This is a genomic window from Pseudomonas sp. G166 (genome assembly GCF_037027455.2).
Taxonomy (GTDB): Bacteria; Pseudomonadota; Gammaproteobacteria; order Pseudomonadales; family Pseudomonadaceae; genus Aquipseudomonas.
In genome coordinates this window covers 4484057-4498375 of the sequence record NZ_CP146985.1, presented here as the reverse complement: position 1 = coordinate 4498375, position 14319 = coordinate 4484057, and the positions used below count along the sequence as shown (strand labels likewise).

Sequence of the window (14319 nt, the reverse complement as noted above, 5' to 3'; positions counted from 1 at the left end):
GCCATGACCAATTTAGCTATCGCCGGCAGCAAGGGCGGGGAGTCGAAGCCGCGCCCATCTGTTGAGGCGCCTGACAATCTGCAAAGCACCGCTTTTGCGCGGATTCTCGATCTGGTCAGCGAGGGCGAGATCCTGGGGCTGGTCAATGGCATGCGATCGGTATTTCTGGACGAGACGCCGCTGGCAAACGCCGATGGGAGCCTAAATTTTAGTGGTGTTACCCAGGACGTGCGCACTGGAAGCCAGGACCAGCTGCATATCTCCGGCTTCCCTGCGGTGGAGAGTGAGATCGGAATTGGCGTTGAGCTTCGTTCTGACCAGCCTTGGGTTCGGGCGATCAGCAACTTGCAGCTGTCAGCTGTGCGTATCCGCCTCTCGGTGCCGCGTTTGGCGCAGACCAACACCACCAATGGCGACACCAACGGCTACACCGTGCGCTACCGGATTGAGCTCTCCACTGACGGTGGACCGTTCGTTCCCGTGGTAGCTGCGGCCTTCAGCGGCAAGACCTCCACCAAATACGAGCGCTCGCACCGTGTTGACCTTCCTGACGCTACAAGCGGATGGACCGTGCGGGTTGTTCGACTGACCGCCAATTCCACCAGCGGAACTATCGCTGACACCACCAACGTCGATGCCATCACTGAGATCATCGACGCGAAGTTACGGTATCCAGGTTCGGCCATTATCGGCCTGCAGTTCGATGCCTCACAGTTCCAATCCATACCGACCAGGGCCTTTGACCTATACGGTCGAATTATCAAGGTTCCGAGCAACTATGATCCACAAGCCCGGACCTATGCCGGCGTGTGGGATGGCAGCTTCAAGAGTGCCTGGACTGATAACCCGGCGTGGGTTTTCTACGACCTGCTGCTGCATTACCGCTACGGCCTCGGCCACCTGCTGAACGCCGCACAAGTGGACAAGTGGGAGCTGTACCGAATCGGGCAGTACTGCGATCAACCCGTTCCGGACGGCAAGGGCGGCACAGAGCCACGCTTCACCTGCAATCTTTATCTGTCGGTTCGCGCCGATGCGTTGCGCGTGCTCCAAGACCTAGCCACCACCTTCCGGGGGATGGCGTACTGGGCCGCCGGATCGGTTATGGTCGTGGCCGATATCCCAGAGGATCCGGTTTACACCTATTCGAATGCCAACGTTATCGACGGAAAGTTCGGTTACACCGGGTCGGCCAAGAAGACGCGCTACACCGTTGCCCTGGTTAGCTGGAACGACCCATCCGACTTCTACCGGCCGAAGGTCGAGTATGTGGACGACCAGGCCGGGATAACCCGCTATGGCATCCAGCAAACCGAGATTACCGCAACAGGTTGCACATCTCAGGCCCAGGCACAAAGAGTCGGCAAGTGGGCATTGCTCACCAACCGACTGGAGACCGAAAGCGTTGGCTTCTCTGTTGGCCTGGATGGAACCCTGGCTCGCCCCGGGCAAATTATCCGCATTGCAGACAATGACCGGGCGGGCCGTCGTATTGGTGGCCGTCTCCGCTCTTCCACCCTGGACACGCTGGTTCTAGATGCTGATGTGAGTGCCTTTCCGGGCGACACCATTACCCTCATCATGCCGAACGGCAAGGCAGTGTCCCGGTCCATCCAGTCGGTGGGCTATCCGCTGACCTGGGATAGCACTGGCATCACCTGGGACAATGGAAGCATCACCTTCGACACCACAGGCTTTCCTTCCGAGGTGCAACAGGTGGTGCTGTCCGAGGCTCTGGATGATTTGCCTCCGCGTCACTCGATGTGGGCAATCGATTCGCCAACTTTGGCGGTCCAGCAGTTCCGCGTGATGTCTGTGGTTGAGGATTTTTCGGATACGGACATCAAGTTCACCATCAGCGCCGTTCGGCACAACTCAAGCAAGTTTGGTGCAATCGACAATGGCAGCCGCATAGAGCGACCGCCGATCACCGTGATTCCGCCAAGCGTTCAAAAGCCGCCTACCAATGTGACGGTCAGCAATGACCACTTTGTCGACCAGGGCAGCGCGGTCAGCGTCATGACGATCGCGTGGGATAAGCCAGAAGCGGCAATTGCCTATGAGGTTTACTGGCGCAAGAATGACGGAGACTGGATATTCGCGGGCCGCACTGGCACCACGTCAATCGATGTGAGCGGCATTTATGCCGGGCGCTATGTTGCCAAGGTCCGGGCGATCAATTCACTCGACATCGGGTCGATCTTTGCAACATCCGAGGAGACGGTACTGAATGGAAAGACGACCCCACCGCCGGTGGTCTCCTCGTTCACTGCCGACTCGATTGTGTTCGGCATCAAGCTCAAGTGGGCGATCCCTCAAGATTTGAACACCGCCGACCTGCAGCGGACAGAAATCTGGTACGGCGAAACCAACCAGATCGGCGGCGCCATTAAATTTGGCGACTACGCCTATCCACAAACCGACCTGACAATCATGGGACTGGCTTCCGGCAAGACGTTCTTCTTCTGGGCTCGCCTGGTTGATCGAATCGGCAACATTGGTGCGTTCTACGGTCCGGTCTTCGGACAATCGTCAGCGGATGCCGGCCCAATCCTCGACTACCTCAATGACCAGATCACGGAAACCCAGCTGAGTCAGCATCTGCTGGAAAAGATCGACTCCGGCGGTGGTGCGCAGATTGAAATCGATGCACTCAAGACTGAGCTGGCGGCGATGTACAGCATCAAGACTCAGCTCACCGTAGACGGGAAGCCATACCTGGCGGGCATCGGCATAGGCGTTGAGAACGATGAGGGGATCATTACCAGCCAGGTTCTAATCGCGGCAAGCCGGTTCGCCGTGGTAGATCCGAACACCACCAACGTGTTCTATCCGTTCGTGATTCAAGGCGGCGCGGCGTACATCGATACCGCGTTCATTCGTGACGGCAGCATCAGCATGCTGAAGATCGGGCAATACCTGCAATCCGACAACTACGTAGCTGGTGTTCAGGGGTGGCGCCTGGATAAAGCTGGAAATCTTGAGTTCAACGGGCCGGCACCAGGTGGCGGCCGACTGACCATGACCAATCGCGCTATCAAGGTCTATGACGAGAACGGCGTTAAACGGGTTCAGTTAGGAGATTTGACTGCATGAGTTTTGGACTGAAGATCTGGGATGAAGACGGCAACGTTAGTCTTGATGAGACATCGTTCACGATGCGTGTTGTATATAGCGGAGTTGTGACAGGATCAAGAGCCGGACCAACCTATCAAACAATATCAGTTCCAGGACTTACAGCTACCAACGGCACCGCTTTCGTGGTGCCGATTGGTAGCTATGATATTGACGTCGCGATGCAGCTTGAAACAGAGGTAATAGCCGGCGCAGTACGGGTATATAATTTTATACGCGGAAGAGCTGAATATAGCAGCGTAACAACAGTTACCATGCGCCTAATTGTAATAAGGTTCTCCTAATGTCATATGGATTGGAGTTCACCAACGATAGTAATATTGTGACGGTAGATTCTGAGTTCACAAGACTCGTTGTCTTGGCGAAGGGTGCCTATCAACCAACCCAGGAATCTGGGCTTGGATCTGTTACTACATTTCCGCGCACTATTACCAGCCAAGAGCCGCCGCTCGTCTTTGTCCGTCCATCGGGCAGCAGCGGTATTGCCGGTCTGTGCCTCATGCGCGTAATCGGGACTCCAGGGGCCTGGACGGGATTCTATGTCCGAGCTTACGATTCAAATACGCTACAGCCAAACGGTTCATATTTCGCTTGCGGTTTCGCGGCTACAGCCCTGGCTAATTGTGGTATGCGTCTGTGGGATGGAAGCTCAAAGCTTTTGTTCGATAGTGGAACACCCTATGCCAGATTCACACGGACGTTTCAGAACTGGACATATGTAAGGAGCGATACAACAGCGCAGGGAGTCCCGAGAAACTATTATCGCGTAGCTTTTAATTTTCCGGTCGGAGAGTACATGCTAATAAATACCTTCAGCATGCGGATGCTGAACGATGACCCTTTTAGTAGGGCCTTGTATTGTTGGTGGGATTTCTCCGGCGGTAATCTCTACGCATTGACTGTTGGGCCAAACAACCCGTTCGCATTCTTTCTGCCCGCTGTATTCGCCAAGCTCTAGAGGCTAATAAATGTAGAGAGTCCTCCTTTAGCTTAACCAAATATTCAACCCGCCATCGAGCGGGATTTTTTTGTCTGGAGAAAAGCATGAACGCAACCGAGAAGGACTGCGACATCCTCGCGCGCACCCTGTGGGGTGAAGCCCGCGGGGAAGGGCTGGCCGGCCAAATCGTCGTCGCCTGGACCATTCGCAATCGTGTGCTTGATGGAAAAGAAAAGTCCTGGTGGGGCGAGGGCTATGCCGGCGTCTGCCTGAAGCCGTACCAGTTCAGTTGCTGGAACAAGAACGACCCGAACTATGCCTTCCTGAGCGGCGCCAAGCCGATCCCGCCGAAGCAGTTCGCCCAGGCTCAGCGGGCGGCGGACCTGGTTATCTCTGGCCAGGAGCCTGACATTACCCGGGGCGCGACCCACTACTACGCAACCACGATGCCAAAGCCGCCGGCCTGGGCCAGCCAAGCCACGCAGACCTTCCGCCTGGGCAATCACATCTTCTTCAAGGACGTGCCATGAATCCCACCACGCTGAAGCTGATGATCGCCGGCGGGGCCGTGGCGATGATCCTGGCCATGAGCGCGACATGGAAGGTCCAGAACTGGCGCTACGGCAAGCAGCTGGCAGAGCAGGCCGACCTGCATCAATCCGACCTGGACAATATCAGCAGCGCGGCCGCCGACCAGGCCCGAGCAGAGCAGGACAAGCGCCTGGACCTGGAGCAGCTCCTGTCGGCCAGCGAACAAACCCACCACAAGGAACTGAGCGATGCTCAAACGAATCAGGCTCGCTTGCGCGATCGCCTTGCCACTGCTGATTTGCGGCTGTCAGTCCTCCTCGAGGATTCAGCCAGTTGCAACACAGTGCCTTCCGCCACCAGCGCCGTCGGCGTGGTTCATGGAACCCGTCGAGCCCAACTTGACCCAGCGCATGCTCAACGAATTGTCGCCATCACCGACGACGGCGACAGGACGGTGATTAAACTGGCGGCTTGCCAAGCGTATGCGAGCCAGATCAGCGGGGCCGCTAGCCGTCCTTAATTGGACTCCCTAAAAGGCGAAGCCCCGGCATTGAGCCAGGGCTTCTGAATGGATTGAGGGAATCGAACCCCCGACGCGCGGATTTCAAGACCGCCGCTCTACCGACTGAGCTAAATCCCCATTTACCGTGCGAGACGGAGTGACAAAACTATAGTTTGGGCAAAATGCCACTGTCAAACTATTTTTCTGATCAGCTCGGGTCCCTCGTTCTGCACGTTGCCGAGAGCCCGGTCTACCTTGAACCACTCGAAGGTCTCCGACGGCTCGCCCTGCTGCATCAGGATCTGTTCGGCACGCTCCTTCGGCGTGGCCGGGTCCAGCCATTCCCGGGCTAGGTCAACGCCCAGCACAACCGATCGGCGGTCGTGGATGTCGACCATGCCGCTCGCGCTGTCGGCGGTAATGATGACGAAGCCGTCGTGCTAGCCCGGCTCACGGTCGCCAGTGGGAATTGGCCAATAGCCGAACAGAATGTAGGCACCTCGCCTCGCCGGCGGAACAGGTTGCGCTGATTCTTCGGCCTACCCTCATGGACATACCGGAACCAGCTATCGATCGATGTGATGGCGCGGTTCGGTCCTATTGACCCGATAAAACGACGGTCGAAGCTCTGGCGACTAAACTGTTGATCGGTAGCTTTCGGCGCGAAAGCGGATACTCTGAAACACCGAAAATATGGAGACTCATTTTGTTGCAAAGCTCATTCTCTAGGCTTTAAACACAAATCAATCCCTTCTATAGCTGTCTGAAGCTTCTGTCGGAGTAATGGGAGCTCTGCTGCAGTTAGCGCAAATGGTCTCCCTGCCATTACAAGAAACGCAGCCAAGGCCAAGTCAGAATGCTTGACGAGTGCCACCAAATGCTCTCCCCGTGGACCATTGCTTCCGGCCATCCAATTCTTAACTGTTCTCTCGTTCGCTTTAGTCCATCGCATCAGTGTTTTTGTCGCCTGATGTGTACCACCAAGCTCCATATGAAGAGCTTTGGCCATTTCGGCTGCGTATTGTTCTTGAGTCAGAAAAGAATTGCCCGTTTTCGTGAACATTTTTCTCTCCCCCATCTTCTACCTTCTTTAGGGCTGTTTCGAAAAACGCGGTACTTGATCACGGCTTTGATCCCATCCCTAGCAGCTATTGGATCAGGCTGAGGATGTTGGCGATGAAGACGCTTATTGGCGCGGGTCATGCTCACATTGAATCAAACACGACCTTGGCGGCCGCGTATGTACGAATGTCCACTGAGCATCAGCAATATTCGACTGAAAATCAGCTAGACGTTATCCGAATTTTTGCTGCCGCCCACACTCTCGAGATCATAAAAATCTATACGGACTTGGGTAAAAGCGGTCTTCGCCTAGAGGGGCGGGATGCTCTGAAACAACTGTTCTTCGACGTGGAGAGCGGTTGCGCCGAATATGCGACGGTTCTAGTGTATGACGTCAGCCGTTGGGGGCGCTTCCAGGATCCAGACGTTAGCGCCAGCTACGAGGTACGCTGCCGCCAGGCAGGTGTCTCCGTTCAATATTGTGCGGAGCAATTCACCAATGACGGATCGCCGGTCTCTAATATCGTTAAAAGCGTGAAGCGGATGATGGCTGGTGAGTACAGCCGAGAACTTTCAGTTAAAGTCTTTGCTGGTCAATCTCGACTCATTGAGTTGGGGTATCGCCAAGGTGGACGGGCGGGGTTTGGGCTCAGACGGCAGTTAGTCGACAGCAATGGGTCGCCAAAAAACGAACTGAGACTCGGTGAACATAAAAGTATCCAAACAGATCGTGTGATCTTGGTGCCGGGCCCTTCAGGCGAAATCGAAGTGGTGCAACACATCTATCGCTTGTTCGTAGAGGAGGGGAGAAGCGAACGCGAAATAGCTGATTGGTTGAATGCTCAAGGTGTGCTCAATGACCGTGCACTTTTGTGGTCGAGAGGCGCGGTACATCAGGTATTGATCAACGAAAAATACGTGGGAAATAATGTTTGGAATCATAGCTCGTTCAAACTGAAGCAGTCGCGAACGGTTAATCCCCCTGAACAATGGATTCGGGCGAATGGTGCCTTTCGGCCTATCGTCAGCACGATCCTATTTCAAGCTGCCCAATTGGTCATCCAAGCGCGTTCCTATCGCATGCCCGATGATGAAATGCTTCAAGTATTGAAGAGTATCTATGAACGTAGCGGCTCCTTGTCAGGGCTTATAATTGATGAGACTGAGGGTTGCCCCTCAAGTAGCGCCTATCAAAGCCGATTTGGAAGCTTGTTACGTTGCTACTCCTTGATTGGGTATGTCCCTGCGCGCGACTACAAATACATTGAGGCGAATAAAAGACTTCGTCAAATGTACCCGATACTACTTGAGCAAACGACGATGAAAATCGCAGAAGTAGGTGGTCAGGTGTTGATTGACCCTCTTACTGACCTCATATTAGTTAACCAAGAGTTGTCTGTCTCTTTGGTCCTATGCCGCTGTCAGTCATCCGCCACTGGTTACAAACGCTGGAATATTCGTTTCGATTTAGCCCTGAATCCTGACCTCACAATTGCCGTACGGATGAAGGAACAAGAAGAAGCAGCGCTGGACTACTACATACTCCCCACTATCGATATGGAACTCCCTCAGCTACGCCTAGCTGAACATAATCAGGCTAGACTCGAGATTTACCGGTTCGACACTCTGGATATCCTTTCGGAGCTGGCGCGCCGCACTGAGTATAGGAGGGCGGCATGACGGTAATTCAAACCCCTCACAGAGCCCTGATGCACATTGCGGAAGAGTCGATGATTCGTCTCATCCCAATTGAGGATATTCGAGTGCTTAACCCTCGGGCACGCAACAAGCAAGTCTTTGCCAGACTGGTAGAAAATATATCCGCATTAGGACTCAAACGCCCCATTACAGTCGCTCCTACTATTAGTGGTACTGAGGCTTTTGAAATTGTTTGCGGCCAAGGTCGGTTCGAAGCGTATCAAGCGCTAGGAGAGAAAAAAGTCCCTTGCTTAGTTGTGAGTGCGAGCGAAGCGGATCGTTATCTGATCGGCCTGGTAGAGAACCTGGCGAGACGAAAGCATTCTAATAGAGAACTTTTAACTTCGATTCAAATTCTCTCAGAACGTGGTTACACGTGTCAGCAGATAGCCGGGAAAACCTGCCTTGACGCTGGCTACATAAAAGGAATTCTTGTGCTGCTGCGCCAAGGAGAAGAACGACTCATAGCCGCGGTTGAAAAAGGTTGGTTATCCATAAAGTTGGCTGTTGAAATCGCTCGCTCAAAGGATAGTGATCTTCAACAAGCGATGATCGATGCGTACGAAAGTGGGATCCTTAAGGGCGAACAATTGATGAAGGTGCGGCGCCTAATTGATAAGCGAAAAACTTTTGGAAAGCGCTATGGACAGTTGCCAGTTCGCACAGAAAAGACGACACCACAAAAGCTTCTTCATGCTTACCAGAAAGAGGTTCGACGTCAGAAAGTGATGATCAAGAAGTCGGACATTAATGAACAACGTCTACTGATCATCGTCACTGCAATGCGCAAGCTGTTGACTGATGACTACTTCAGCACATTGCTCCGTAACGAAGAAATTCCAGACATGCCCAAGCCTTTGGCAGATAGGATATTTGGGGAGTCGCAATGATGGCAGAGATCAAACAGGCTTTCGATCAGCGTGTCATCGCGATTCCTATCGAGCGAATTCTCCCGTCGCGGAAGGTCGAACACCTCATGTGCGGAAGTAAAAAGTACGCCAGTATTCTGAGCTCAATAAAGGAGCTTGGAGTCATTGAACCATTAGTAGTCCATCCCAAACAGATCATTGCAGGAGGGACATCTTCTTTTATGCTCTTGGACGGGCATCTTCGATTGGAGGCGCTGAAAGCTCTCGGCGCGATTGAAGCACTATGCTTGGTTTCTACAGATGACGAGGGCTTTACCTACAACAGGCAAATCAATCGTCTGACACCGATACAGGAGCACAAAATGATTATTTCTGCTCTGAAGAAGGGAATTGAAGCATCGCGTATTGCCACGGTACTTGGGATAAACGTGGATAGAATCCACGAGAGGGAAAAATTGCTGAAAGGCATAGCCCCAGAGGTAGCAGAGATGCTCAAGGTCCGGATGGTCTCTCAAGACGTATTTCGATCCCTGCGCCAGATGAAGCCAATTAGGCAAATCGAAACCGTTGAAATGATGATTTCCGCAAATTGTTTCACCAAAAATTACGCTCGAATGGTACTGGCAGCGTCTCGACCTGAGGCGCTGGTGGAACAAAAGAAAAAGTCGGTCGCCGAGGTCAGTGCTGTGGATATCTCTCGCATGGAGCGAGAGATGGAGAATTTGCAGCATGATTACAAGCAAGTCGAGGACACCCTAGGGGAAACGATGCTGGTTTTAGTTGTAGCAAAAGGTTATTTGGTGCGGCTACTTCGCAACGAAACTATTGCGGTGTATCTAAAACACCACTATGCGGAACTACTTGAGGAGTTGGTGTCAATAATGGAGGCGGTAACGTCAGATGCCCGGCAGCTAGAGCGGGAATAAAATCCACACATCAAAGGTTCTTTCCTCGGAGGAGCTTCGATGCTCAACACAGACCTGCTTCCTTCCTTGCTTTTCAGGATCAACCAAACCCAGATTTCCCTTGCAGCCGCTACCTTGGCGCTCAACCTCAGGGTGAAAGCAGTCACTCGGGTGTCATCAGAACTGCCAATGCCGTCTTGATGAACTCTTCGTTCATGTTGATTGTATCCAGAGCGCCACGCACATTGTCAGCTACTTCGGTCGAGCCCCGCGCCTCGACCCAGTTAGACAGCTCCAGGATGGCGGCCTCAAGGGCGAGCTGATTTTCGTTGATTTTGAATAATAGAGAGGGGAGAAGGTCTGAATTTGGCATGGCTGCTTCCTTTTGCAGTGAGATCAGAATAGCAGTTGAGGGGGACGTAGTGTTGCTTGGTGGACGCGCCAGGAGAGGAAACAGCTGTAGGAATATCCAACGCTAACTTATTGATTCTTATAGGGTGGTTCGGCGGTTTTGTTGAACCTTAAAAATCATATTTTTCTTTTCTTAATCAATAGGTTAGAGTTGCGTTACGGTCACCTTGACATGGTGGGGGTCGTTGGTTCGAGTCCAATCGCGCCTACCAAACAAAATCCGCTCTGCTGGGCGGTCTAGAAGGGCCCACCGAAAGGTGGGCCCTTTTTTGTTGGCGCACACATAAGGACATGGTCATGCGGGTTGTCACTTCCGTAACTTTTCTTTCTATAGCACTTGCTGGTTGCTCTGGAATACCTTCAGTTCCATACGAAGAGCCTACTCAATCAGAGGGAATGGCGCGTGTTCGCGTTATCACGAACTCCGATGTGTATGGAGACAGCATCATCGGCAGTTGCGCTCCTGCTACCCGGCACAAGATGGCTGAAGCCGGACGTTTCGGGTCGGACGGTACGGCGAACATCAATTATCCGCAGTATCCCCTGAAGTCGGCGAGCATTGGCATACCGAAAAGAGTTTGGCCCAGTCTTATCCAGTACGTCCCTGCAATTCGGATGGGGGAAGGGGCTTATAAAGAGGTCGTAACCGAGTATCGCGTTAGGACGGATTTGCCATTTCAAATTGCAACCCTGGGCGCGACCATTGCGGGCAATGGCAGTTCTTACCGGTCCTGTGGCGGCCAGGCGCTCGTTTACAAGCTGGAACCAGGGAAAGACTACGAAGCTGTGGTAGGGGTCGATAGCAGACCAGGCAAAGATGGCGAGCAAGCGCTTATTTGCATGTTGGCGGTTCTCGAGCTGAGCGCGGTGCCTGGCACTTCCATTGTGGTCCCACAAAAGCTGACGCCTGCTGCAGCTCCGCAGATGGCTTGCAAAAATTAACGAGCTCCGCCGGCTATCGGGCGGGTTTGCGTCTGGCAGAAATAAGAAAGCCTCGATTTGGGTCGGGGCTTTTTGCGTTTTGGCGATTTTCAATCAAAACCTTATTGGACAGCGGGTCAACCATGAAAACAACACGAGCGGCAATTCTTCTAGTACTAACCGCCGCCGCATGCCTGAACGGTTGCTATGACTACCGCAGTGGCAAACATTGGAACGTCACTGACGACAGCGATTGGAAGCCGGTAACCCCCGTGGAGTGGGTCAACCAGTCTTGTAATTCACCCGTCACGATCTCAACGGTTCAGGCCAGCGAAGGCTACGCTCATTCGCTGTTCCTTATTCCGCTAGGGCTTGGGGCGGGTGCTAATAACCCACCAACTACCTCTTTTGTTATTACTGGAGAAGGTTTGACGGGCTACTGTGACAACACTGCGTTGGTCGTATCAGTGAATGGGCGCACGCGAAATGACACGACCATTTCAGCCTGTTCAAAAGCCCAAGACTGCTGCGCAATATCTGTTCCTGTCAGCCGTGACGACATGGAATCGTTGCAGGTTGCGATCAACAACGTCGATGCGTCCTGCAGTTATGCCCCACTGTCGCTCAATAGCTGGCGGCACTTTTGCCTGCGTGAAACCCGATTAGGTGGGTCGAGCGGATGTGACTACTGAGCAGTCAGGGCAAAAAGGGGGCACCCATTAACCGGCCTCAGGCCAAGTCCTATAAGTTAGCGCTCCGTGAGTGATAACCTACGAGCTCTTCTATAAATGATATTGGATACAGTTATGACAGGCTGTTTGAGGACGCTCGGAGCTAGCCTCGCTAACAGTATAGTGATCCCCGCCGCTTGGGTATCGGGGCTTGCGACGATAGGACTCTTGTGGGGCATGATAGAGTTTTCGTCCGGTAAGCTTACAGTCGAAGGACGTCAGCTCTTCCTGGCTTCTGTTTCTATTTTTTGCCTCGCCATATGGCATTTGATACGGCGCAAGAGACGAGCAAAAGCACTGGTCGCATCCATCAACCTAAAAGAAGGCCTGAGCCTTGACGATACTCAGCTGCTCGGTTATCCAAGCCCCATATTTCTTGCCTTTGACCTCTCCAGCAAGAAACTCGCTCAATGCCAAAGCGCCACCGGCGACTATCAAATTCGAGACTTCACGTGGGTAACAGGCTGGCAGTGTGAGTGGCAACGGATTGACAGCAGGGTGTCGGGCGGGGTTCTTCAAATAGTCGATGGGGCGGGTATGAGTGTTCCAGCCGATGAGATTCGGCGTAGATTCATAGGATTCTCACTGGTTTTGACGGTTGCCGATACAAGCCATCCTCTCCTCCGTTTTCCAATGAACCGGAGCGCAGCTGAAGGGTGGTGTACCCGGTGCAATGTACTTTTCAAGTGCTGAACACGAAGCATCACACCAGAAGATAATTATCTTTAGAACTCGCGGCAGCGCTGATGCTAACGGAATGGAGAAGGGAACAGATTTATTTTTTGTTTCGCTGCGTTGAGAGTTTTTATCGAATGGATTCTCTTGGATCAGCTGGCATAAAAATAAATCTATCCCCTTTTCCGTAGTCCCCTTTTCCGTACTCTCCAGTCCTTTTCAGTCGGGCTCCTCATCGCAACAGCATACGAAATGCCGATTTGGGTTAATCATGTTCCTTCGCCCTCAGTATCATTGGTCAAAGCTTGATCACTCCGTATGCAGAGGATTGGTACAAAGAGGGATGGGTGCCATTTCGCGCACTATCTACTTCTATAAACCATTGAAGGCGCAGATAAAACCTATGAACATCAGGAAGGTCCGGTTTTCTTATGTTGCAGTAGCACTTGCAACTTTGGTGACAGCAAGCGTTTTTTCGTTGTCGGCCAATGCTGCGGGAGGGAGCGCTCCACCTGATCTCAGCGGCCTTTGGGTGGCTCCTGGTGCCGGACTCGATCCATCGAGTCGCGCTACCGGATCAGAGGGGGACGACTCACTTGGCGAGGCACCGGAACCGCTCTTCGGTACCCTCCCTGAATATAAAGGCGTGTACCTCGAGAGCTTCAAGAAGCGCAACGAGGCGTTGTCCAAACTTGGTGTCGGGTTCAAATCGACATGCAAGTTACTCGGCATGCCGACCATGATGTCTAGTCTGTACGCCGTAGAGATCTTGCAAACACCCAAGCAGATCAACTGGTCTCAGGAGCTCTACAAGGAGACCCGCAGAATCTATTTGGATGGACGCTCTCATCCCGATCCCGAAGAAGTCCCACCAACGTTCAGCGGGAGCTCAATTGGACACTGGGAGGGAGATGTACTGGTTGTAGAAACTAAACACGTCCGCCAGGAAACCACGCTAGGGGAGTTTGCCCAAGCTGAAGATGCGATGGGCCATAGTCCACTTATGACCATCAAGGAACGTATCTTCATCAACGGTGACGGGATGCTTCAGGTCGATACCGTGGTTGAAGACCCACAGGCGCTCGCCAAGCCATGGAAATTGGATCCGATCATCTTGATGCGCGCACCGAAGGGGACTGAATTTCTTGAGTACATTTGTGAGGACAACAACACTGAAACAATCGATCCGACAACCGGTCGGGAAGTCACTAATATCCCTGAGCGAAGCAGTCCACCCTCGACTAATAAATAAACAATAGCGAGTTCGCCTCCACAATACGTGCACTTTGGTCTGAGTGCGAATAATAATGAAGGGTTCGTCAATTGAATATTAAATCTATACTTCTTGGTTTGGCCCTGATTGGTGTGCCCGTTACTTTTGCGTTTGCTCATCATTCCTACTCGGATTTTGACATGAGTAAAATGGTGGAAATCAGCGGTATCGTAGCTGAGGTTCAATATCGAAATCCGCATGTCTGGGTATTCGTTGATGTGGATGATCAGGGGCAACCCCAAAGCTGGGCTGTTGAGGCAGGCGGACCAAACATCCTGATGCGCCAAGGATGGAAGGCAAACACGCTGAAGGCCGGCGATAAGGTAGATATACAGCTGGCCCCGATGAAAGATGAAACTAAAAGAGGTGGCGCTCTTCAAGCAATGCGCTTTCCTGACGGTAAAGTCATCGGAACGTGGAAATAGCCCCTGCGCTGGGGGCGACTGGAATCTTCTTCGGTATGAAGCCATATCGGTGCCGATGTTGGGTCGACTCCGAAGCGTTACGTCAGAATTCTCGACACGCTATAAACAGTAAGGCGCATCAAACAGGCTTTCGCCAGCAACGGTAATGGCTGGGGCGATGTCTTGCAAATAGAACACTTCCTCTACGTACCCATGCTTGGTCACGTCGATGAGTTCAGTGCCTTCTCGCTTGGCCGAAGAC

The 14319-nt window shown here is 52.8% G+C and carries 14 protein-coding genes, 1 tRNA gene and 1 pseudogene; 12 read left to right on the top strand and 4 right to left on the bottom strand.

Annotation, left to right across the window (positions count from 1 at the left end):
- Positions 1-3 precede the first annotated feature (3 nt).
- From SGN16_RS19545 to SGN16_RS19525, 5 genes are all read left to right on the top strand, one after another.
- Positions 4-3096 carry a host specificity protein J gene (locus SGN16_RS19545; RefSeq protein WP_335944428.1) on the top strand — a complete coding sequence of 1031 codons (3093 nt, stop codon included), beginning with the start codon at positions 4-6 and terminating at the stop codon, positions 3094-3096.
- Positions 3093-3419, top strand: a complete 327-nt coding sequence (locus SGN16_RS19540; protein WP_335944427.1) for a hypothetical protein — start codon at positions 3093-3095, stop codon at positions 3417-3419. Before SGN16_RS19545 ends, SGN16_RS19540 begins: the two co-directional genes overlap by 4 nt.
- On the top strand, positions 3419-4093 hold the full coding sequence (locus tag SGN16_RS19535) for a hypothetical protein (protein ID WP_335944426.1): 675 nt from the start codon (positions 3419-3421) through the stop codon (positions 4091-4093). Before SGN16_RS19540 ends, SGN16_RS19535 begins: the two co-directional genes overlap by 1 nt.
- A gap of 86 nt (positions 4094-4179) precedes the next feature.
- Positions 4180-4605, top strand: a complete 426-nt coding sequence (locus SGN16_RS19530; RefSeq protein ID WP_335944425.1) for a cell wall hydrolase — start codon at positions 4180-4182, stop codon at positions 4603-4605.
- A complete protein-coding gene (locus SGN16_RS19525; protein ID WP_335944424.1) occupies positions 4602-5126 on the top strand; it encodes a lysis system i-spanin subunit Rz in 525 nt (174 codons plus the stop codon). The genes SGN16_RS19530 and SGN16_RS19525 overlap by 4 nt, the downstream gene beginning before the upstream one ends.
- 49 nt (positions 5127-5175) lie before the next feature.
- On the opposite strand, the gene SGN16_RS19520 is transcribed toward SGN16_RS19525, so the two are convergent.
- The 3 genes and pseudogenes from SGN16_RS19520 to SGN16_RS19510 all read right to left on the bottom strand — a co-directional run bounded on the left by SGN16_RS19520 (position 5176) and on the right by SGN16_RS19510 (position 6171).
- Positions 5176-5246: transfer RNA gene (locus SGN16_RS19520), tRNA-Ser, on the bottom strand.
- A gap of 53 nt (positions 5247-5299) precedes the next feature.
- Positions 5300-5712 (bottom strand): annotated as a pseudogene (locus tag SGN16_RS19515) (SOS response-associated peptidase family protein); the annotation flags it as partial.
- Between the two features lie 114 nt (positions 5713-5826).
- Positions 5827-6171 (bottom strand): hypothetical protein, encoded by a 345-nt coding sequence (locus SGN16_RS19510; protein ID WP_335944423.1) that lies wholly within the window; start codon positions 6169-6171, stop codon positions 5827-5829.
- Positions 6172-6284: 113 nt separating this feature from the next.
- On the opposite strand from SGN16_RS19510, the gene SGN16_RS19505 reads away from it, so the two are divergent.
- The 3 genes from SGN16_RS19505 to SGN16_RS19495 are packed head-to-tail and all read left to right on the top strand — an operon-like array spanning position 6285 to position 9663.
- Positions 6285-7850, top strand: a complete 1566-nt coding sequence (locus SGN16_RS19505) for a recombinase family protein (RefSeq protein WP_335944422.1) — start codon at positions 6285-6287, stop codon at positions 7848-7850.
- Positions 7847-8758 (top strand): ParB/RepB/Spo0J family partition protein, encoded by a 912-nt coding sequence (locus tag SGN16_RS19500; RefSeq protein WP_335944421.1) that lies wholly within the window; start codon positions 7847-7849, stop codon positions 8756-8758. The genes SGN16_RS19505 and SGN16_RS19500 overlap by 4 nt, the downstream gene beginning before the upstream one ends.
- Complete coding sequence (locus SGN16_RS19495) at positions 8758-9663, top strand: plasmid partitioning protein RepB C-terminal domain-containing protein (RefSeq protein ID WP_335944420.1); 906 nt, start codon at positions 8758-8760, stop codon at positions 9661-9663. Before SGN16_RS19500 ends, SGN16_RS19495 begins: the two co-directional genes overlap by 1 nt.
- A 142-nt stretch (positions 9664-9805) precedes the next feature.
- On the opposite strand, the gene SGN16_RS19490 is transcribed toward SGN16_RS19495, so the two are convergent.
- Complete coding sequence (locus tag SGN16_RS19490) at positions 9806-10015, bottom strand: hypothetical protein (RefSeq protein WP_335944419.1); 210 nt, start codon at positions 10013-10015, stop codon at positions 9806-9808.
- Positions 10016-10350: 335 nt separating this feature from the next.
- Here SGN16_RS19490 and SGN16_RS19485 point away from each other — a divergent pair, with 335 nt between their 5' ends.
- The 4 genes from SGN16_RS19485 (at position 10351) to SGN16_RS19470 (ending at position 14078) form a co-directional block, all read left to right on the top strand.
- On the top strand, positions 10351-10995 hold the full coding sequence (locus SGN16_RS19485; protein WP_335944418.1) for a hypothetical protein: 645 nt from the start codon (positions 10351-10353) through the stop codon (positions 10993-10995).
- Complete coding sequence (locus SGN16_RS19480; protein WP_335944417.1) at positions 10983-11666, top strand: hypothetical protein; 684 nt, start codon at positions 10983-10985, stop codon at positions 11664-11666. Before SGN16_RS19485 ends, SGN16_RS19480 begins: the two co-directional genes overlap by 13 nt.
- 1057 nt (positions 11667-12723) lie before the next feature.
- Positions 12724-13632: a hypothetical protein gene (locus SGN16_RS19475; protein ID WP_335944416.1), complete on the top strand. Its 909-nt coding sequence runs from the start codon at positions 12724-12726 to the stop codon at positions 13630-13632.
- 71 nt (positions 13633-13703) lie between these two features.
- Positions 13704-14078 carry a DUF6152 family protein gene (locus SGN16_RS19470; protein ID WP_210639625.1) on the top strand — a complete coding sequence of 125 codons (375 nt, stop codon included), beginning with the start codon at positions 13704-13706 and terminating at the stop codon, positions 14076-14078.
- The last annotated feature ends 241 nt before the right edge of the window (positions 14079-14319 follow it).